Source organism: Exiguobacterium sp. MH3 (genome assembly GCF_000496635.1).
Lineage (GTDB): Bacteria > Bacillota > Bacilli > Exiguobacteriales > Exiguobacteriaceae > Exiguobacterium_A > Exiguobacterium_A indicum.
Window position 1 is genome coordinate 2,678,440 of record NC_022794.1, and the last position, 21,199, is coordinate 2,699,638.

Annotated in this window: 21 protein-coding genes and 1 pseudogene; 9 read left to right on the forward strand and 13 right to left on the reverse strand. The window is 45.0% G+C overall.

The features are described from left to right. Window positions 1-83 precede the first annotated feature (83 nt). Complete coding sequence (locus U719_RS13950; RefSeq protein ID WP_235147602.1) at window positions 84-875, forward strand: endo alpha-1,4 polygalactosaminidase; 792 nt, start codon at window positions 84-86, stop codon at window positions 873-875. Window positions 876-1,123: 248 nt separating this feature from the next. Further along, a complete protein-coding gene (locus tag U719_RS16535; protein ID WP_158408704.1) occupies window positions 1,124-2,134 on the forward strand; it encodes a GGDEF domain-containing protein in 1,011 nt (336 codons plus the stop codon). 124 nt (window positions 2,135-2,258) lie between these two features. Here the strand turns inward: U719_RS16535 and U719_RS13960 are convergent, their stop codons facing one another. From U719_RS13960 to U719_RS14015, 12 genes are all read right to left on the reverse strand, one after another. Beyond that, on the reverse strand, window positions 2,259-3,962 hold the full coding sequence (locus tag U719_RS13960) for a hypothetical protein (protein WP_023469430.1): 1,704 nt from the start codon (window positions 3,960-3,962) through the stop codon (window positions 2,259-2,261). A gap of 34 nt (window positions 3,963-3,996) precedes the next feature. Next, window positions 3,997-4,731: a nuclease-related domain-containing protein gene (locus U719_RS13965; protein ID WP_023469431.1), complete on the reverse strand. Its 735-nt coding sequence runs from the start codon at window positions 4,729-4,731 to the stop codon at window positions 3,997-3,999. After that, complete coding sequence (locus U719_RS13970) at window positions 4,715-4,972, reverse strand: hypothetical protein (protein WP_158408705.1); 258 nt, start codon at window positions 4,970-4,972, stop codon at window positions 4,715-4,717. The genes U719_RS13965 and U719_RS13970 overlap by 17 nt, the downstream gene beginning before the upstream one ends. Window positions 4,973-5,256: 284 nt before the next feature. After that, on the reverse strand, window positions 5,257-6,123 hold the full coding sequence (gene galU, locus U719_RS13975) for a UTP--glucose-1-phosphate uridylyltransferase GalU (protein WP_023469433.1): 867 nt from the start codon (window positions 6,121-6,123) through the stop codon (window positions 5,257-5,259). Window positions 6,124-6,140: 17 nt separating this feature from the next. Further along, entirely contained in the window at window positions 6,141-7,613 is a 1,473-nt protein-coding gene (locus U719_RS13980; RefSeq protein WP_023469434.1) for a glycosyltransferase, read from the reverse strand. A 135-nt stretch (window positions 7,614-7,748) separates the two neighbouring features. After that, window positions 7,749-9,278, reverse strand: coding sequence for an FAD-dependent oxidoreductase (locus U719_RS13985; RefSeq protein ID WP_023469435.1), 1,530 nt, complete (start codon window positions 9,276-9,278; stop codon window positions 7,749-7,751). A 179-nt stretch (window positions 9,279-9,457) separates the two neighbouring features. Then, window positions 9,458-10,867 carry a hexose-6-phosphate:phosphate antiporter gene (gene uhpT / locus U719_RS13990; RefSeq protein ID WP_023469436.1) on the reverse strand — a complete coding sequence of 470 codons (1,410 nt, stop codon included), beginning with the start codon at window positions 10,865-10,867 and terminating at the stop codon, window positions 9,458-9,460. 35 nt (window positions 10,868-10,902) lie between these two features. Continuing rightward, window positions 10,903-11,892 carry an ABC transporter substrate-binding protein gene (locus U719_RS13995; RefSeq protein ID WP_023469437.1) on the reverse strand — a complete coding sequence of 330 codons (990 nt, stop codon included), beginning with the start codon at window positions 11,890-11,892 and terminating at the stop codon, window positions 10,903-10,905. Next, entirely contained in the window at window positions 11,889-12,113 is a 225-nt protein-coding gene (locus U719_RS17085; RefSeq protein ID WP_023469438.1) for a DUF3919 family protein, read from the reverse strand. Before U719_RS17085 ends, U719_RS13995 begins: the two co-directional genes overlap by 4 nt. Window positions 12,114-12,147: 34 nt before the next feature. Beyond that, on the reverse strand, window positions 12,148-12,678 hold the full coding sequence (locus U719_RS17090) for a DUF3919 family protein (RefSeq protein ID WP_023469439.1): 531 nt from the start codon (window positions 12,676-12,678) through the stop codon (window positions 12,148-12,150). A gap of 95 nt (window positions 12,679-12,773) precedes the next feature. After that, window positions 12,774-14,171, reverse strand: coding sequence for a HAMP domain-containing sensor histidine kinase (locus tag U719_RS14010; RefSeq protein ID WP_023469440.1), 1,398 nt, complete (start codon window positions 14,169-14,171; stop codon window positions 12,774-12,776). Beyond that, a complete protein-coding gene (locus tag U719_RS14015; protein ID WP_023469441.1) occupies window positions 14,156-14,827 on the reverse strand; it encodes a response regulator transcription factor in 672 nt (223 codons plus the stop codon). Before U719_RS14015 ends, U719_RS14010 begins: the two co-directional genes overlap by 16 nt. A 310-nt stretch (window positions 14,828-15,137) precedes the next feature. Here U719_RS14015 and U719_RS14020 point away from each other — a divergent pair, with 310 nt between their 5' ends. The 7 genes and pseudogenes from U719_RS14020 (at window position 15,138) to U719_RS16685 (ending at window position 20,131) form a co-directional block, all read left to right on the forward strand. Then, entirely contained in the window at window positions 15,138-16,058 is a 921-nt protein-coding gene (locus tag U719_RS14020; RefSeq protein WP_235147603.1) for an ATP-binding protein, read from the forward strand. A gap of 27 nt (window positions 16,059-16,085) precedes the next feature. Further along, window positions 16,086-16,439 carry a hypothetical protein gene (locus U719_RS14025; protein WP_023469443.1) on the forward strand — a complete coding sequence of 118 codons (354 nt, stop codon included), beginning with the start codon at window positions 16,086-16,088 and terminating at the stop codon, window positions 16,437-16,439. A gap of 31 nt (window positions 16,440-16,470) precedes the next feature. Beyond that, entirely contained in the window at window positions 16,471-16,929 is a 459-nt protein-coding gene (locus U719_RS14030; RefSeq protein WP_023469444.1) for a hypothetical protein, read from the forward strand. Next, window positions 16,926-17,369 (forward strand): hypothetical protein, encoded by a 444-nt coding sequence (locus U719_RS14035; protein WP_023469445.1) that lies wholly within the window; start codon window positions 16,926-16,928, stop codon window positions 17,367-17,369. Before U719_RS14030 ends, U719_RS14035 begins: the two co-directional genes overlap by 4 nt. Then, entirely contained in the window at window positions 17,366-17,656 is a 291-nt protein-coding gene (locus U719_RS14040; RefSeq protein WP_023469446.1) for a hypothetical protein, read from the forward strand. The genes U719_RS14035 and U719_RS14040 overlap by 4 nt, the downstream gene beginning before the upstream one ends. Window positions 17,657-17,713: 57 nt before the next feature. Continuing rightward, window positions 17,714-18,616 carry an HNH endonuclease gene (locus U719_RS16540; protein WP_023469447.1) on the forward strand — a complete coding sequence of 301 codons (903 nt, stop codon included), beginning with the start codon at window positions 17,714-17,716 and terminating at the stop codon, window positions 18,614-18,616. Between the two features lie 211 nt (window positions 18,617-18,827). Next, window positions 18,828-20,131, forward strand: a pseudogene (locus U719_RS16685) (IS3 family transposase). A gap of 347 nt (window positions 20,132-20,478) precedes the next feature. Here U719_RS16685 and U719_RS14060 read toward each other — a convergent pair. Next, window positions 20,479-21,006, reverse strand: a complete 528-nt coding sequence (locus tag U719_RS14060; protein WP_158408706.1) for a hypothetical protein — start codon at window positions 21,004-21,006, stop codon at window positions 20,479-20,481. Window positions 21,007-21,199 lie beyond the last annotated feature (193 nt).

Consider the following 21,199-nt stretch of genomic DNA (forward strand, 5'->3'; position numbering starts at 1 on the left):
ATCAGGAGGCTATCAACATGGGTATTATCTCACTCAAGCGCATGACGTCTATTTTGTGCATTCTTTTATTAGGAGTGTTCTTCATGTCGTCACTAGACGCAAAAGCAGAAAAATCCAATCCATTGGACAATGCGAAGTCGTACAAAGTTTACTACGACGCACCGTCAGCAGCGAAAATCAAAAAGATGCAACAATACGATGTCATGATCATCGAACCCGTCTTTTATTCCGCTGCACAAATTAAACAGATCCAACAAAACGGTACAAAAGTATACGGCTACATCAACACGATGGAAGCAGACAACTGGAATACGGATTTGATGGGACAACTCGTCGAGTCAGACTTTTTCCATCGCGATGGTCAGCGTATTCATTACGCTGAATGGGATTCGTACTTAACGGATATTACATCGAAGCACTACCAAGCTGTTTTAATGAAAGAAGTCGAGAAACAAATCGTCCAAAAAGGACTAGATGGCGTTTTCCTCGATACAGTCGGTAACATCGATAACGAACATGCCGACCAGCCTGCCGTTCTTGAACAACAACGGGTAGGAATGACAAACTTCTTAAAATCACTAAAAACAAAACATGCGTCTCTATCACTGATCCAAAACTGGGGATTCGGAACGTTGAAATATCATACGTATCCTTATGTCGACGGCATCATGTGGGAGAACTTCAATTATTCAACGGTCGCCAACGATCAGTGGTCAAAGGATCGGATGACAGACCTCCAAAAATTGAGTCAATCTCAAGACATCAAAACATTGACGATTTCTTCTGTACAAGGAACAAAAAGTGCGACACTCGCTCAAAAGAATGGATTCCTTCACATGAAATCAAACGTCGATTTGAATTACAATAAATTCTAAACCCTTTCATATACCACCTTATAAAATGACAGTGAATCCCATCACTTGTCAAGTATCTGGCATATGCTTTACTTCGAAGATGAAGGACCATTTCCCTCTAAAATCTGAGGAAAATGGTCCTTTTTGTCTCGATAGAAATCTATTATGTCAAATACTGATATACAGTATTTGACACTACTTGTTTTTAATTATATATTTTAGAAAACTATTTGTATAGATTGGATGTCTTATATATGATTCAAAACTGGATGATTCAAGGGTCCATGATATTCGCCCTGACGTATCTCCTTTTAGCCACATACCAACTGATTCGTAGTAGAAATAGTGAATTCATCGGTACCTTGATTCTTATAATCTGGTTCGGTAGTTACCTACTGACCATTGATATTTTGTTTTCATCACAATCTTTGATTTGGCAGGTCATTCCTTTTGTTTTACTGGCCTATCACCGAGAAAAAGAGTCATTTATCGGTGTAGCGATCATCACGCTTATCCATCTAGCGATCCATGCAAATGGCTATGCTGTACTGCTCGCATCAGCAGGAATCGTGATTCTATCATTACTTTTACGGCAAAAGACATATCTCGCTTTACGCTTTGGTGTGCTGCATCTTCTGATTGGAAGTAGCATTTTGTTCTTTCTACCGGATCGAACGCTGTCCACGATCGTCTTTCACGGAAGTCTCACGTTATTGATGTACGGGATATTCCTCTATCTGTTGCCGCTGCAGCAACGCCACCGAAAACAGCTCGAGGTCTATCAACATTTAGCGGAGTATGATGCGTTGACGGGGCTTGCTAATCGGCGGGCATGGGAATTACGTGCCAAGACACTCGCCGGTCAATCTTCAACTTATCACTTGATCATCCTTGATTTGGATCAGTTCAAACAAGTGAACGACCAATATGGTCACTCTAATGGTGATGCCGTGTTGGAACAGTTCGCAAAAATTTTAGAGCGCAATACACGCCCAGAAGATTTAGTCGCCCGGATGGGTGGCGAAGAATTCATCGTGCTCCTGACCGATTTGACGGCAGAACAAGCGACTACCATCGCTGAACGGATCCGTCAGGAAGTCGAACGGCATACGTTCCGTTTGCTAGACGGCTCTTCGATTCACGTCACGACATCAATCGGACTCTCTTCCGGAAAACGCGGCATCCCTGTCCAGCACTCGATGGAACTATCGGATCAAGCACTCTATCAAGCGAAACGATCCGGACGAAATCTCGTTCGGATTGCAAGTCATCTGTTATAAAAGCAAACGACCCGAATGTATGATCCAAGCGGATTACACATTCGGGTCGTTCTAATACTTCGATGTCATCTGTTAATAAAAAACAGTCACCTCAGAAAAATCCATGATGACTGTTTAGGATAGATTAAAATTGGGAGATAGAAATCATACGTGCAATATCGTTTTGGTCGTAGTAAATAATGATGTCACTTTTACCAACAACATATTGATGGTGTGTTTTTATACCGTACCGCGCAAATACCTTTTTCCCTTTCTCAACTGTATAATCAGCTGTCCCATCACTCGGCCACAGGTTTTTATATTTTTTCCCGAAGGCTTGTAAGATTTCTTGCTTTTGTAACTTTCGCTCAGATAAGGCGGGAACAAGAAAAACGATCCCTAAACGATTGGATTTAGGATACTGCATCGTCGCTGCGTTGCGATAGAGTAAGTCCTTTATCAACGGACCATGAAATACACCATCTGAATTGGCAAGACTGATCGTTCCTTTGCTACCTTTGATTTGATTATATGGCGTTGAAAATGGATACGCCCCTTCGAACGTTCCGCTTTTTTCAATATTCGCCCAGTGTCTCTTTAACCAGTCGACGTCGGATAAGCTTGCTAGCGGTGCTTGTGTCACTTTCCCTTTTAACGTAACGGATAGCCCTTCATACGTTGCCTTTAACGTATAACTTCCCGGTTTGACGCCGTACAGTGTTCCTTTCTTGATTTGGACCGTTTTTGATGTCGTTGACCAGTTGACTCCTGTCCGAATCGATTTCGTTTTTCCATCAAATTGTTGAACTGTTAGCTGAAGTGTTTGCTTCTTTCCGGCTTGAATCGCCGCATGTACTTTCGGGATCAGGATCGATGTCGTGCGTTCCATGACTTTACTGCCGTCATAGAGGTTCGTTCCCTCTTCTGAACCAATCATGATTGTATTGGCTTGATCTGTCATCGCAATTGGTCCCTTAGTAAAGTCATCTCTCTTATCGAGAGATGTAAAAATACGGCGTCCCGAACGATCAAACAGGCGGAACTGCTCATCTTCATCAAGTGTTGCAACATATGACCCAGAAGGATCGATCGCAACAGACTGGACTCCTCGGTCTGTTGCTGTTACGAATCCATGTGGAGCGACCGTTTGAAAGTCATTTTTTCCATCGTAGACATGAACAGCTGTCGCATCTTCTGCGACGACAAGTACATCGTCACGCGTGACATCTATGTCATTTAAAACCGTGTCATCTACGGAAGGGATTTCACGAATAAACTTTCCGTCGTGTGTATAAACGTAAACAGCTTCTTCTCCTTTAACATATACGTATTGCTTCGAAGTCAATAGTTCTCCGAATTGTTGCGTTCCTCGAACGAATGTAACGACTTTCTTATCTAAATCATATCCAATTAACTTACCTTCATCTGATTCATCCGCCAAAAAAATGACGGTATGTGAATTTGGAACGAAGGCTGCATACGAAAAGTTTTCTACTTTTTCTTGATTGATAGAAATCGTCTGTACTTTCGATTGCATGGGTTGTAACGTAGCATCATAGACAACAAATCCATCTTCTACTAAAGCAATATGACGCGTCCCGTCATCGGATACGGTGAAGTCTTTCATGCCTTCTTCCAAAGTGTGTATTTTAGCACCTGTTTTTACGTCGAATGCTTTACTTCCGAACTCATTTGCGTCCATCGCCCAGACACGGGATTGATCTGCTGATATGACCAGCTTCTCTGCTGAAGCGATAGCAGCCGTATTTGGAAACGAAACGATTGCGGAAACGTTACTTCCACCAAGGCATAGTGCACTCACGATCCCCATCACTAAACTTTTTTTCATGTTCCATCTCTCCCTTCGGTTATCTATCCATTTTTTAAGCTATTCCCTGTTCGAAATAGGACTTGATACGCGCAATATCTTTTGACTCGACCGTCAGCGGTTGCTTTTCGATATAAGCGCGTAACTGGTTGACGTCATTCGTAACAATCGTCTTTTGACTTGTCACATCGAGAGCGGTCTCATGATCAAATAAGACGACACCTTGAACCCAAAGGTTTTTTGCGATCGGACGTAAATTGTTCGCCAGCCGGTAAACGTGTGTCCCTACTTGTTTCGTCGGATTGTAGAATTCCTTACCGTATACGCCGCCTTGACGTCCCGTTTTTTCGAGATACCAGTTTTTTTCTGCTTCGTCCCCGTAAACGCGTCCACGCATTGACTTCATTTCGACGACGTAGATGCCTGTCGGTCCAACGACGACTGAATCCAGTTCGCTTTGCTTACCTTGCCATTCAATGAACACGTTCGTGTAGATATCGTAGTTCTCAGGCAGCTTCGCTAACTGACTCGTCAATCGCTTCTCACCGTTTAAACCGTGAAGCTGGATCCGATATTCTTCCGCTGAAATTCCCGCTCGTGATGAACTTCGTTTCGAGAAGTAGATAACAAGGACAATGCCAACAACGATACCGAATAACGGTTGCAGGAATAATAGTAAAAACGCAACTACAAGACTGAGTATGATCTGTAGCGTTCCTTTTCGCTTTTCTTGCTTGTATGTTGAAATCGCTTGCTGTAGATGTTGCGAACCATTATGAACCTTCGCCATGGATGAATACTCCCTTTCCTTCAGTCATTGGACGAGCTTCAGAACGTGGTCCTTGAATTCCCGAAACGCCTAATCGATAAAATTCCTGATAGAGTGCCTGCTTCTTTGCAAAAGAAACGTGATGACTCATCATGACTTGTTCATTAATGCGTCGCGCATAGTTCCAAGTCGTCGGTGTATTTATGAAATTCCGCCACTTCCGGAACGTTCGAATCATTTGATCGACTTGGCGGTCGTCCAATACTTCGTAAACACATACCTTCATTAAATTACTCAAATAGAAATAACGACGGATATTAATAGTCCAATATGAAACTATGAATACGAATACAGCTATAAAAAATAGCGAAAATATCATATTACAGCACCCCTTTCATCTATTCATATTCTACAATCTAGCTTACATTTAATTCCTTTTGTTTTTCTCTAATGAAGTAAAGTGTTTTTTTATTTTTGTAATATACCTATAACAATTTTGAAGCCCATCAAAAAACGTGTACCCCCCCTCGGGCGTACACGTCTGCTTCACTGGAATCGTTTCAGGAACGCTTTTAATTCTTCATGCATTTCAGGATCCTTCATCGCATATTCAATCGTCGTCTTGACGAAACCGAGTTTCTCACCGACATCATGACGGTTCCCCTCGAAATCAAACGCATAGACCGCTTGGTCCGCATTCAACCGTTCGATCGCATCGGTCAATTGAATCTCACCCCCAGCGCCTTCCGACTGGTTTTCCAAGTAATCAAAGATATCCGCCGTCAAGACGTATCGACCCATGATGGCAAGATTCGAAGGCGCCGTCCCGGACTCCGGTTTCTCGACGAATCGGCGGACCGGATAAAGTCGTCCCTCTTTATCGAGCGGATCGATGATTCCGTAGCGGTGTGTTTCTTTCGGTTCGACTTCTTGGACACCGATGACGGACTGACCGGTCTCTTCGTAGGCGTCCATCAACTGCCGGATCGCCGGCGTCTCCGATTCGACGATATCATCACCGAGCAAGACGGCGAATGGTTCGTCGCCGATGAATTGACGAGCCGTCCAAATCGCATGACCAAGTCCTTTCTGTTCTTTTTGACGAACATAAAAGATATTCGCCAGATTCGTCGAAGCACATACCTTTTCAAGTAACTCCGTTTTTCCTGACGCCTGAAGTGCGGCTTCTAGTTCATATTGATGATCAAAATGATCCTCGATCGCACGCTTGTGTTTCCCGGTCACGATGATGATATCTTCGATTCCTGCGGCAGCGGCTTCTTCCACGATGTATTGGATCGTCGGTTTATCGAGAATCGGTAACATCTCTTTCGGCATGGCTTTTGTTGCCGGTAAAAAACGTGTGCCGAGCCCCGCAGCTGGAATAATGGCTTTTTTGATTGGTTTTTTCATGACATTCGCTCCTTCGATCATTCAGTGTGCAGCCAGTTCATCAGGTTGCGGTAATTTTCGATGCCTTGTGTTTCATATAAACCAGGTTTCGTCCGCACATGTGGGAGTGGTCGTTCGACGATTTCGACCATCTTTTCTGCGAATCCCGTGACGTCTCCTTCAGGGACGAGGTAACCATTTTGACCATCTTCGATGATTTCACGCGGTCCGTACCGAACGTCGTAGGCAATGACAGGACAGCCGACATTAATGCTTTCCATGACGGTTAGTCCGAATCCTTCAAAGCGACTCGTCAATAACGACGCACGGGACGCCGCGAAGACTTGGTCCGGTGTCGATGTGAAGTCGTGAATGAGAACATCTTCCTCGATATTCAGTAAATACATCATCTGCTTCATCAATGCTAGTTGTCCATCCTCATCCGCGCCATACAGCGCAAGCTTCGTCGGATGTCCCGATCGTTTGAAGATTGCATAACTGCGGAGCAAGTGCTCGAGTTGCTTTTGTTTTCCAAAGCGTCCGATAAAACAGAATTGATCCTCTACATGCGTCCGGTCGATCTCGACCGGTTTGATCGAGTGCGGAATGACTGCGAACTGATCATCCGGTATCGGAAAACGCGCTTGAATCTCGTCTTTTTGATGTGTCGTCAAGACGAGATATTTTGCCACACGATCCGATCCTTCGAGAGCGGTTTGGTAAGATTTTTTGATTCGTTGCTGATCTAATTCCAAATGAGAATTATGGAACACGAGAATATTTTTTGTCCGTACCTGACAGTTGAGCAATGACCAGTCGAGAAGTCGCGCATCGTTGAAGACGATATCTCCATCCGTCAAACGATGATTGAAGTAGTAGAGAAATAAATCCTTTTCAGTCTGAAAGGTATGGACAGGACGTCCAAGTTGGTAGGTTTGAATCGAAATCAATTTATTCCGTTTTTGTTCCTCATAATGTTTTTCGCAGTAGATATGACCTTCTTGATCATAGAACTGTTCATGAATTTTTTTATGCGTTTTTAGTGAGTATCGAATCTTGCGATGCAATCGACCGTTATCGTTATATTGCCAACGTTCGACTTTTTTCTTCGATGCAGGACTCATGAAATCTTCAAATGACAGCTGATCACTCGCTTCATGGTACTTCCGGTATAAGACATATGTGTTCCCGTCATAGTACCGGACTGTGTCTGTGTCTACCTGCACAGCTCGTAATCCTTCGATTTCCCGGGAAGTCACAAGCGGTGTCGTAGCTTTATATAATCGATTTCCGGAGAGCCATTCGTAGATATTCTCGATTTGCGTCGTCTCGCTTAAAATGTTCTTTTCTCTAAAGATTTGTACGATACGATCATATGCTGCATCATAGTTGGTTGTAAGGATCGTTGTCGCATAGCCAAGGTGTTTTTCGATCATTGCGATTCGACTGAGGAGCGACTTCGTGCGTCCCCCATGTTGTGCCGGTAATGTCGAAGTCATCGTATACAGCATGATTCACACTTCCTTTTTCCCGTTCTCCGAACTATTCTCTGTTAAGACAGACAGTCGCCTGTTTTCTTTTTCATATTTCAGCATCTTTTATTATTTCCGATCTGCCTCTCTCAGAAACTTCAACGAGCATATTGTTTACTCTTCCCTCTTTTTTAACGGTTTAACAGCAGGTCCTTCCATCACTGCCCCGTCGTGTGCAAAGCGCGAACCATGGCACGGACAGTCCCATGAGCGTTCGGCTGCATTCCACTTCGTATCACATCCCATATGGGTACACGTCGTTGAAACGAGATGAAGCCTTCCGGCAGGATCACGATATCCCCCGACTGTCTTTCCATGATGCCGCACAAGTCCTCCTTCGTCAGGCTGAAGATCTTTTGCGTCACGATGTGCTTTTGATACTTTCCCTTTTACGAGTTCGATCGCGACATCCGCGTTATTCTTGATGAATTGGGTCGCGTCGACTGCTTTAAGTTTTGATCGCGTCGGATCAAACAGATGTCGAAACCGATTCGGTGTCCCAGTTAAAAGATCACTGAGTAACAGTCCTGCCGCAATACCATTCGTCATGCCCCATTTTGCAAATCCGGTTGCGACAAAGACGTTCGGGTCATCTGCTGTCATTTGACCGACATACGGGATGTAATCCAGTGTAATTAAGTCCTGCGCCGACCAAAATCGGTCGAACGTTTCCACTTGAAAGGCGTTCGTCGCAAAATCTGCTAAGTGCTGATAACGTGCCATCGTTTCCGTTTCGTGACCCGATAAATGATTTTCTCCACCAAACAGTCCTAATCGACGACCGTCCGAAGTACGTGTGTGTCGTAAAGAACGACTTGGTTGATCGGCACTCATGAACATACCGTCAGGAAACGAATCGTCGACGAATCCTGAAACGATGTACGATCGATGAACTTCAAGCTTCGAAAAATATAATCCTTTGAAATCATGAAACGGAAAATGGGTTGCGATCACGACCTTCTTAGCTTCAATACGATGTCCATTCTCAAGGACGATCGTCGGTGTTCGATTACTTTCAATCGTCGTCGCCCGTGACTTTTCATACAGCGTCCCACCTTGTCGGACGAAATGTTCTGCTAAGCCCTGTAAGTACTTGACGGGATGAAACTGTGCTTGATCGCGCAGAACGACCGCCCGCTTCACGGTGTACGGCAACTTTTTCTGTACTTCATCTGTCGCATCGCCACCGTTTATCTCAAGACGAGCATACGCTTTGATTTCACGATCCATCGCATTCTCTTTTGAAGAAGAGACATACAGATACGCGTCTTGGGTCTCAAGCTCACACGCTAGATCAAGGCGTTCGACTTGATGACGAAGAAACGTAATGGCTTCTTCATTTGCTTGATAATAAAGTCGTGCTTTGTCCTCTCCTACACTTTTGATCAATTGATCATAGATGAGACCATGTTGAGACGACACCTTTGCCGTCGTATATCCAGTCGTACCAGCTGCCACCTCTTCTGCTTCAATAACACCCACGTCATACCCTCGTTCTGCGAGTTGCAAAGCGGTGACTAAACCGGCAATGCCAGCTCCAACGATGACGACATCATGTTTTGTGTCTGTCTCAAGGGGTGGATACGATACACCAACAGATGATGCTTTCCAGTACGATGACGGAAAACCGGATAATTCAGACATACAAAAACTCCTCTCTTCAAACAGGCACAACGATCAACTTCGATAGTATTAGTGCTTCCCTGTCTGCGACAAAACATGCACAAAAGATATTTTTTATATAAGAACGTCATCCGAAGTTTTTGGACCTTAAATATGAGCAACGAAAAACAGCCCCTTTTTAATCAAGAGGCTGTCCATATTCATGAACTTAGTTTGTCCGCTTGGCGTTCCAGCAGTCCGAGGCGGCGAATCTTTTTCTCCTCGACGACGGCGACAATGGCGAGGGCGATCAAACCGAACAGTAACGCAGCATTAAAGATGACAAACGTGTCACTCCAACCGTGCAATGTAACGGAACCGATCGTTAGACCATTCGTTTCCGGATCAGCGATTTTTGCGAGACCGACTTTTGCGATCGAATCACCGAACAAGTAACCGAACGTTCCGACCATCCCGTTCGTGACTGTCGTCGCTTGTTTTGGTGCAAAGCTGATGACCGAGACACCGATCAAGAGCTGCGGGCCGTAGATGAGCGCACCGAGTGCGAACAATGACGCATAAATCATGAGTTCACTCGTACCGTAACGATAACCGAGGACCGCGACAGCCGTCAGCAAAAGACAGATCGCGGCAACGAGCGCCCGGCGTCCTTTGAGTAAATCGGACACGTAACCCCAAATCATACTGCCGCATAAGGCGCCGATCTCAAAGAAGAAGATCGTATTGACGGCACTCTCCGTGCTGAAGTGCAAGTGTTCCGTGACATAGAGTGGTGCCCAGTTATCAATCCCGATCCGGACGATATAGACGAAGACGTTCGCGATACAGAGCGTCCAAATCCAGGGGTTCGAGATAACGTATGTCTTGAAGATTTGCCATTTTGTCATGCTTTCTGCAGCAATATTTTCCGGTTCGATCGGTTCCTCGAAGATTTCTTCACTCCGATTCCATCCGAGTTCCTCCGGATCATCCTTCCCGATGAACAGACCGACGATCCCGATGACGAGCGCGATCGCAGCTGGGAAGATGAACATCCCGACGACACTGCCGTTAAAGAAGACGTTCGCTCCCCAAAGGGCGAGACCCCCGGCAATCGCTCCACCGATGTTGTGCGAAACGTTCCAGAAGCCGAGGTAGCGTCCGCGTTTTTCAAACGGTGTCCAGCGAGCAATCGTCGAGTACGACGACGGTCCCCCAACCGATTGGAAGAACCCACTGAGTCCCCATAAAACCATCAAGAGACCGACTGGACTTCCACCGGCACTCATCAACAGTCCCATCGCGGTGACAATTAGAGAAGATAAGATCAATAAGAACGAGATGACACGTTTCGTGTTTTTCCCGTCAACGAAATAACCGAGTAACGTTTTCCCGATTCCGTATGTAATCGAGAAGGCGAAGCCGATATATCCGAGTTCCGTCGTCGTAAAGCCGAGTTCCTCTTTCAAGAGCGGTTGCGCTGCCTTGAAGTTGTTCCGGATGAGATACATCGCCATGTATGAGAAGAAGACGACTAAAAATGCCTTTAAGAATTGTTGTAACCATTGTTTCCGTTGTACTTCGATTGGTATGCCGGCATTCGGCAATTTTTTGATGCTGAAGAAGCCCATCTTCCATTTCCCCTATCTGAATCAGAGTCTTCGCATCATTTGTCCTGGAGCTGATTGAATCGACGGAGATAATCCCGATAGTCGGCGACGATATCCTGTCCGACGTTTTGCTGGATCGGTTGTGTCTTCGCGATCGCATAGGTCGGCGTACCAAACGAGACTTTCCGCAAGATGGCCTGACCGTCTGCTGAGAGCACGAAACGCATGAAGGCGTTCGCCTGCTTTTGTTGCGTCCGTCCTTTCAGCTTTGAAATCGCGTTGATCGAGTACGTATCGAGTGGAATGCTTTTGACCGGATAATACTTTTCACGCAGCGATTGTTGATCCCCGATGAAATTGACCCCAAGCATCGCTTCCCCACTGGCGACATACGACGTCGGTGCAAAGCCGTTCGCCGTGAATAGTCGTGTTCGCTCGATTAGCTGGCGTAAGACATCTTCTGCCTTCGTTCCGTATCCGTCAAAGACCGCTTGCAGGATCGTCGCACCGGTACCAGAATGGTTCGGATCCGGCAAAATCAACTCGTTCTGATACCGCTTCGCCGTCAAGTCAGCGAGCGTTTTCGGATAAGCTGATGCCCCGAACCGCTCGTTCCAGACGTCTGTATTGATGACGATCGCGAGGCGTTCGACTTCATAGCCGATCCAGTAGCGATCCGGATCCTGCAGTTCTGCTTGATCCATGTCGCTTGGGAACGGTGTCGACAAGCCGCGTTGTTTGAGCGTCTGGTGGGCATCCCACGTTCCGCCGATGATGACGTCAGCGCGTGGATGATCCGCTTCCTTCGTCACACGCCGGACGAGTTCTTCTGTCGAGAGACGCACGAACTCATACGTACAACCCGCCTGCTCACAATATGACGACAGCAAGGCGCGACCGATATCCTCTTTCGCGGAGACATACGCCGTCAAATGCGGGACGGTTTCCCGCGCTGCGGTCCCTTGCTTCGTCTGTTCATTATTGCGGACGATCCAAATGCTCATGAGACAAATGATACTCAGCAAGAAGAGCATTCCTTTTCTCATCGATCTGCCTCCTTCCCGGTCGGCAGGAGTTGTCCTTTTAAATAGAAGGTGTTTCCATTGTCATCATCCATGTACTGAACGCTGAACAATGTCTCGTACACGGTGATATTCAGCAGATTGGCACGCGTGTTCTGCTCATGCTTGAACCGCTGAAGCTTGAGAATGCGCGGCTGCCGCTGACTCGCATCAAGTGCCTGACCGACTTCTTCGTAGTCCGTCATCGGCTCTGCTTGCGCCAGGCGACGCTTGACGTCTTCACGCTCGCGTGCGGTTCTCGCGTGCGGTTAGAGTACGCGAGCGTCCCGCTGCATACCATGTCACCACTTCCGCCTCAGCGAACTGACGTGCGAGCTGTTCCGGTTCGTGGTAGGCGTTTAAGAACCGTGCTTTTAATGTCGTCGTCTGGGTGCTGGGACGTTGCGCGACACATTTTCCATTCAGTGTCATGCTTTCCCCGAGCGAGAACGTCCACGTCGTTCCGTTTAAGAAACGAAGCGTCCCGTTAAATGTCGCAGTATCTGCTGGACAGGTCCCGTTTGTCACCGTCTTCATTTGCTTCAATAGCGTCGTGATGCGCTGGACTTCCGTTCCGTCTTCTACCGTCTGCTCCCCCCATGCCCGGTGACGTAACGTCAACTCCGTCGGCAGCGAGTCATCGGAAGCATTCAGTCGTTTTGGTCCATCGAGGACATGTAAGCGTCCGAAGACTGTCTGCTGAAGCAAAAGAAGACCGAGGGCAAACAAGACCCCCATCAGGAAGAGATAGGCGATGGTCGATACTTTCATGATTCCTCTCCTTGCTTGATTCTTAGATTACGGGGCAATTGTTTCGTAAATCCGGTCGAAATGTTTCGTAAATGTATCATTTGTAAGCGATTACATCATGTTTGGTCGGCTAATCGGAAGGTGAGTGTGATACGTGTGCCACTCGCATCACTTTCCAGTGCAAAATCACCGCCTTGTTCCTGCATCAAACGCCGACAAAGCGGTAGACCAAGTCCATTCCCGCTCGCCGTCGTCAGACTATGTTGCTCGTCCTCCCATTCGGTAAGGACGGCTGGATCCATACCAATTCCGTCATCTGTCATGAGAAGTTGTAAGCTCGTGTCCGTACTGACTACTGCGAACGTCACCGTCATCGCGTCACTGTATTTGACGGCATTCTCGAGAAGATTTAACAAGACTTGTTTCGTCTGATCCGGTTGTCCGAGCACGTAAATTGAAGGAACATCTTGTTCGACTTGAATCCCTTGTCCGTCAAGTCGCAGTTGCATGATGAATAAGGCGTCTGCGAGCAAGGCATCGAGTGCGAACATCGTCGACGTCGCGTGGCGTTCGTTGCGTTGTTGTTTCGCCTGTTCAAGATTGTGTGAGACGAGTCGCAATAAGCGCTGGCTCTCGACTTCGATGTAGTGATAACAGTGTGCCGCTTCGTCCGGCGGTAGTTTCGGGATCAACTCGACATAGCCCATGATCGCCGTCATCGGCGTCCGGAGTTCATGGGTAATGTGATCAATGAACGTCTGTTGGTCGTTTCGTTGTTGCTCCAGTTGCCCGATGTTGTGCTGTATTGCGTCAGCAAGCGTCGAAAAGTCCGCTGCCAGTCGATTCAGTTCTTCGTATGGATAGGCTGGAAGTGCGTTTGCATAATGCCCCTTCGTCAAGGCATGCGAGACGCTACGTAAATCGTCGATTGGTCCAATTAACGTCTTCGCCATCCGCCGCGCTGTCCAAACGGCAATCACAATCAACATCAGAAACACACCGGTGAAGACATAGGTAAATTGTCGAAGCAGTTCCGCTTCCGTCCGGAGATCGACGAGAAAGCGGACTGAACCGATGACGTCTGTCTCACCATACAGCGGGCTCGAGAAGAATAGCACAGGAACATCGGTCTCTTTGAGGAACAGATAACTCGATTTTCCTTTTAAGGCTTGATCAATGTCCCCTGCGAGAAGCGGTAATTGATCGCGCTCCGAATCGGCGAGTAGTTCCGCATTCGGTCCGAACAGTTGGACGCGCGCGTCAAACCGGTCTGCTAAGTAGGAAGCGATTGGGACAGCCGTATCGGCGAGCGAGTCCGTCTCTTCGCTCGCGAGATAGTTCGTCGTATAGAGTTCTGCTTCCCGACTCAGTTTTTGGACAGACTCGACGGCGTTCTCATAGAGGTTCGATTGAATAAAGGCATAAAGAATCAAGAAGAGAACGAGCAGTGCCGGAACGAGGAGCAAAACGAAGTTTTCCGTGATGACTTGACGTAGCTTCATGCGTCGACCCATTTGTAGCCGACACCGTAAATCGTCTTGATCCGCTCCCCTTGCGCTCCGAGTTTCTTCCGTAAACGCTGGACCATAATATCGACGGCACGGGTCTGACCGGAGAAGTCAAAGCCCCAGACCTGTTCGAGCAGTTCGTCACGCTCGAAGACCCGTTTCGGATGGGTCAGGAAGAGTGCGAGCAACGCATACTCTCGGTACGTCAGCGGCAACGGTTGACCATCGAGACGAATGACGCGTTCTTCCGGATCAACCGATAAGAAAGGATCCGTCACGACAGGCATGGGTGGTGCGACCGTCTTTACACGTTTCAACAGATTTTTCACACGTAAGACGAGCTCTGTTCCATTAAACGGTTTCGTCATATAATCATCCGCTCCGAGCTGCAGACCGATAATCTTATCATTCATTTGATCACGTGCTGTCAGCATCAAGATCGGTAAATCAGGTGTCGTCTTCCGCAGCTTGGGAATCAAATCGAAGCCGGTCGTATCCGGGAGCATCAAATCGAGGACGATCAAATCAAACGTCTGCGTCTCTTGCAATGCGAGTGCCGTTGCCCCGTCCGCTGCCGTCTCGACTGTCTGACCGTCGAGCTCAAGTTGCAGTTTGACGAGATGCCGGATGCTCGCCTCATCATCGATGACAAGAATATGCATAGGAATTCCTTCTTTCTGAACAGGTTTTTCTGTTCCCTAGCGTATCATGGGATCGCTTTCAAAATCATTCAAAATAGAACGCATATTCTATTTCGTGCTAAAAAAATTCAAGCTTACAAATGTAAAAAAACTGAAATCATCAAAAAATAAACATTTTTTGTAATTATTTTTTTAATTTTGGTTAATGTTTGAGATTTTTATAGAAAAATAAGTAAAATATCTTTATGATGAACAAAGTTATTAAAATGTGAACAATAATGTTCATAATTCAGAAGGGACGTAAAAAAGCATGGGTATTGGCGGGAGAAAAGTGCCGAGTGAATCAGCATCCACAACATCAAGTGTAGGTAATGAAAAAGTCTTTCAACAAGAAGAAAAGAATCAACATCCCTTCGTTCCACAAACACCGAAGTTCACCTTTGATCAAGTCATCTTAAATGACAAGACTTTGACCGAAGTCTATGACACATTAGCAATCAAGGATAAAAGTGATCTAGTGTTTGAAGAATGGGGACTCGCTACCACTCATAAGCATTCAAAAAAGGTAGGCATCAATCTCTATGGTCCTCCGGGAACAGGAAAAACAATGGTTGCTCACGCAGTTGCTGATTATTTAAATCGCCAATTGATTGTCGTCAACTATGCTGATATCGAATCTAAATACGTAGGCGACACACCGAAAAACTTAACTGCTGTCTTCAATGCCGCGAAAGAAACGAACAGTATCATCTTTTTTGATGAAGCGGATGCCATGCTTAGTAAACGCGTCACGAACATGAGTAGCGCGACAGATACAAGCGTTAACCAAACGCGTTCCGTTCTGCTCACACTATTAAATGATTTTGATGATGTCATCTTGTTCGCGACCAACTATATCGAAAACTTCGATGAAGCCTTCATGCGTCGAATCCTTGCTCACATAAAGTTTGAACTTCCCGATTACGAATGTCGCGTTCGTCTGTACAAGACACTGATTCCAAAACAAATGCCGACATCAGACCTTGATATTCATGATCTTGCAGTTTCGTTTGATTTAGTCTCAGGAAGTGACATTTCAAATGCGATCTTGCGCGCAGCATTCAAAGCAGCACGTACGAACGATGAATATGTCAAACACGCTTACTTTGCAGAAGCATTACACAATATCGTTTTGAGTAAACAAGCGAATCAAGGCACGACAACAACGAAACCGGTGTCCGAAGAATATGCATATGCGCAATTAAATGACTAATGAACTTAAAAGGAGTGTAACGAAATTATGATCTTAACGTCTCTAATCGTCGCAGCCGCTGCAACAGTAGCAGTTGGTGCTATCATCACCTATTGGGATGACGTCAAACAATTCCTAGCCACTGCTATTAAAATGGCAAAAGCAGCATTAGATGCCATCGTCGTTGGTGTAAAAGTATTCATGAAGAAAATGGATGGATATTTCACTGAAGTTGCGCGTACGTACCAGCGTGATAAACAGAATCAATGGCACGAAACGACAACGACGAAGCGTGTCGACCCGTCAGAAGTACCTGCTGATATCCTTGCGAAAATGAATGCTTCTCGTCAAGAAGTAGATATTACTGAAAACGTAGAACGTGAGCTTCAACTTACTTTGTAACAATCACTATTCAGAATAGGAGCGTTCGAACATGAGTTTAAAAAAAGTCGATTTAGAGAAAAAAGAAAATTTGATCAGTATAAAGAATTTAAAAGAGCTATATGCAACCTACGAAAAAGTAAAACCCATGATTGAAGAATTGAAGGAATTGATGGATAAGGTTATTGCGTCCAATATGAAGTTGGAATTAGATGATATCCTCGCCTCCCATTCCGCGTTTTATGACGATCTGTTATTAAAAGCAATGCATGCGGAAAAACTGACTTATGTAGGTGGACAGCTGGTCATAAACGTCAATCAGCAAGAACGGACTTTTTCCCTCCAGATGGAAGCGTACTTCAGAAATCCTCTACAGGAGTGGATCAAAAAAGAGCACAACGTTTCCTACTCCCTCTCTTCTCTCATTAGTAAAGATAGAAAAGAATTAGTAGAAATCGGTATAGTCAAATATGAATTGAATGCCCCTACTGAAAGAGAGGTGACATCATGACAAAAACAATGATTGGTATTTTAGTTCTTTTATGTGGCGGAGTGGCTGGCGCTTTATTTCGTCAGCTAAAAGGAACATCCTCTTCGCCTAAACGCAAAACTACTACTCAAACCAAACAAACAATCGATGAACTAGCTGAATCGTATTCAAAAAAAGTCGATCAACTTATCTTGAAAGAAGTAAATCAAACAGGACATCAATTCGTTTCTGGTATCTTCACTCTGAAAGCGAATCAAGAAGAACGAATCGAATTGGTAGCAGACCTGTACTTCCAAGATGCGTCGGAAAACTGGCTACACCAAAAGAGTCAAGATTTCATGCCAATGAACACGCTTAGTGAAGCCGCACAAGCAGAATTCCTCACACAAAATGAGTTTCAATTTGATGTTGAAACACCTACAGAGCTACTCTCTGAGAAAGAAGACGAGGTCGTCTCATGATCATCAGTTCCCTATTACTTTGGGCCGCTTTGGGTGGAACCGCAGCAGTCGTCATCGCGAATTACGACAGCATCGTCGAGTGGTTAGGATCGCTGTATAACCGCTTGACGAGTGCATCTCGCCTTCGTATGAAACGTGTCTCGAGTAGCGAATATGAGATGGAAATTGAAGGCGAAACACGTATCGTCGACGAGAGCGCAGTTCCCGAAGAAATCCGACGGAAAGTTCGCAAATACAGCACAGACGTCACGATGGAGGCACGTCAGATCGGGATGCTAAAAATCTAATCCATCAAGCCTACTTGAAGTTCAAGTAGGCTTTCTCGCCTAAGGAGGAAATAAAAGATGGCATTCATTAAACAAGCCTTTCGCATAACTGGTCAAATTACCGGAACAGTCATCGGAACTCCGGTAAAGTTGATTGGGAAACAAATCGGTAGCGAATTCATTGAAGATATCGGGAAAACCGTCAAATCCGCCTCTGTTAATACAGGCACCCTCTTGGGTGGTGCTGCTGAAGGAACATGGAATACAGTATCTGGTTTAGCCAAAAAAGACGATGATCAAATTCAAGAAGGACTAGACGAATTAAAACGTACGGGATCACAAGGCGCACGTGGTATTTCTCAAGCAATCTCTTCTACCGTTCAAAGTAGTCGGGATGTCGTAGGAGGTATTCGTGACGAAGACAAGGAAAGGCTCCTCCGAGGTGCCAAAGGACTCGGAAAAACGGTTGCGGTCGCTACATTAACAGTAGGTGTATTGGATCTTGTAGATGTCATCGATCCCTTGGACGTTGAAGCAAGTTCACATGATACTTTACCGGAGCATTACATCGAGACACGAAATGACGGGTTACTCGATAGTACGCACCCAGTGACTGGCGTTGAGTTCCAGCAAAATTCCTTCGAACTTCCTAATGGTGAACAAATAACAGGTGTGTTCCCGGAGTTCGACCATGCATATCAAGTCCAATTAGATGAAGGAATGTATTTATCCTCTGACCAAGTCCAGTTCTCATATGCGAATTCTTCCTTAGCGGATCAGCTTGATCTGCATACCGGATTAGAAAATCAATTCAATGCTTCACAAATCGAACAGATTTATCTGAATCAGACACCTGATGGATACACATGGCATCATGGAGAAGTACCAGGTTCTTTACAGCTAGTTGATGAAGAAACACATACTTTGACAGGTCATACGGGTGGTCGTGAGATTTGGGGCGGTGGAGAAGAGTTTCGATGATCATATAAGGGTTAGTATTATGAACGAACCGTTTTATTTATGTAGTTTGCTATCTTTTTCTTTTAAATATGTAATTTAACAAAACCTCTTTTTCATTCGGCTGAACTGAACCCTGAATGGTGGACACTTGATAAAAGTCCCCATTCGGGTTTTTTTGTGTTTAAAGATATCGATATACTGTAGCTATTCAATTTAGACGGGAGAACTATTCATGAACAGACGCACCTTCAATCCAGATCAAATCAGACAACTTGAAGCGAATCTTCACGTAGTCTCTGTATTAGATCGTACGATTCAGTACAAAGGAGAATTTAAGATTCACGCTGTACGTGAGAATTTAGCTGGTAAGCGACCGATACAAATTTTTGAGGAAAGCGGCTTTGACTTGGACATGATCGGTAAGCAAACGCCGAACGAAGCGCTGAAACGGTGGCGGAAGACATATCGCATTTATGGAGAAGAAGGACTCTTGAATGAAAGACGTGGAAAATCTAATCTTGGAGGTCGACCGAAAAAAGAGGATTCCGTCGAACGACTACTTGCGAGAGCTGAAGTACGATTCAAGTACCTCACAGCGGAGAATGAATTATTAAAAAAGCTAGAAGCTCTCGAAAGAGAGGCGAAGTACCGAAACTAACGGCATCTGAACGCTATCAGGCAATCAATATTGTCTTACGAAAACAATCGTTGAGTCGGTTCGTGACGGATCTATGTATGCTCGCTAAAGTGAGCCGCATCGGTTATTACGCCTGGCTCGCACGTACAGATAGTGTTTCCCTTCGGGAAGAACGCGACTATGCGGACTACCTCCTTCTGAAACATGTTCATGATCGTCATAAGGGAAAAATCGGCTATCGTGGTCTTTACATGGAGATGCTTGATCTTATCGGGGGGCCGATGAATCATAAACGTATTTTGCGTATCATGAGGAAGTTTGGAATCGTGACGAAAATCCGTAGGCAGAACGCCTACCGTAAAATCGCTAAAGCGACATATGAATATAAGACTGTACCAAATCACTTGAACCGTTGGTTCGATCAGCAGGAGCCTGGTAAAGTATTCGTTGCAGAAATCACTTATCTCCGTATTGGATCTGGCCAAACTATTTATCTTTCTTGTGTGAAGGATATCGCTACATGTGAAATTATGGCACATCATGTATCTAAAAGCTTCCATATGGACCTAGTCCTTCATACAGCGAATAAACTCGCAGAACGACTTTAAGGGAATATACACCCGGAAGCCATGATACATTCCGATCGAGGATTCCATCATAAGCATACTGCTTATCAAACACGCATCCGTGAGATGGGAATGCTTCAATCCATGTCTCGTAGAGGAAACTGCCTGGATAATGCCCCGATGGAATCATTCTTTGGGCATTTGAAAGATTATGTCGATTATAAATTAGCATCTGACCTCGATAAGGTCTGTGCCATGGTCGATGCTTACATTGATTATTACAATAGCGAACGAAGACAATGGAAACTACAAAAGATGACTCCAGTACAATAGCGAAGCCATCTCATAGCAGCTTAAAACGTTAAGGGTGCTTTTATTAAACTGTCCAAACTGTAGGGCTCAGTTCAATGACGTTCCTGTTTTGTTAGATGATCAGACAAATAACTTGATTCTACAATCAGAACAAGCAGTGACAACATTACATCTCGTTCATTAATACTAAGTTTTATATACTATATGACACTAAACTGTACGATGATGCGGAGTTACGTAGTTATATCCTTTCGTCGTGTATTCTGCAGCACAAGGTAGGATCTTCTAGTTTCACACCGATAAAAATAAAAGCATCTATATCCAACATTAAAATGGACGTAGATGCTTTGCTTTGACGTAAAAACGATTCAACTCAGCTGTAACAAGGCTTCGATGTCTTGATTCATCCCTTTATACAACTCATGAATCGAAGTGACGATCTCATCGTTGCTTGAAAAGGAGTCTTCAATGATTTGATTCGTATTATAGGAGTTCGCTTGAAGATGATTTTTGAATGCAATCAGATACGATCGCTGCTTTTCATTAAAGTATTCCGGTTGATATCTGACATGATGTCCTATGCTTTTCACTAAACCGTTCATGTCATTCAATAATTGTAGTACATCCGCTTTACGTACATCTTTCTCATTTAATGCAGAAGAAGCGAGGACGTTCTCCACCTGCGCCTTTATTTTTTCATTGTATTCTTCATCTTCCGACAGAGTCGGAACGTGTGAAGACAACTTTTGAAGGTTGTTGTGATAACGACTCGTTGTTTGATCCGAATCCACTTCAACTTTTTTGTTGATGCTGAGAGCGCTATACGGATACATGTAACGAATGGCTATGGCAGCAACAAACAGTACGATGATTGCAATCACCGTATACCTCATCATATTCTTTTTCAAAATTTGCACCATCCTTGTTGATATAACTGATAGATTATTCAAAAATATACCATTCTTTCACCACTTTATAAAGCTAACCATATTAATTATTTAAGAAACTATTCCTTCAAGAAATAAGCCTATTTTCACCTCGTTCACTACAAAAAAAGCTACCAGACACCATCGATAGATGGCATCCAGT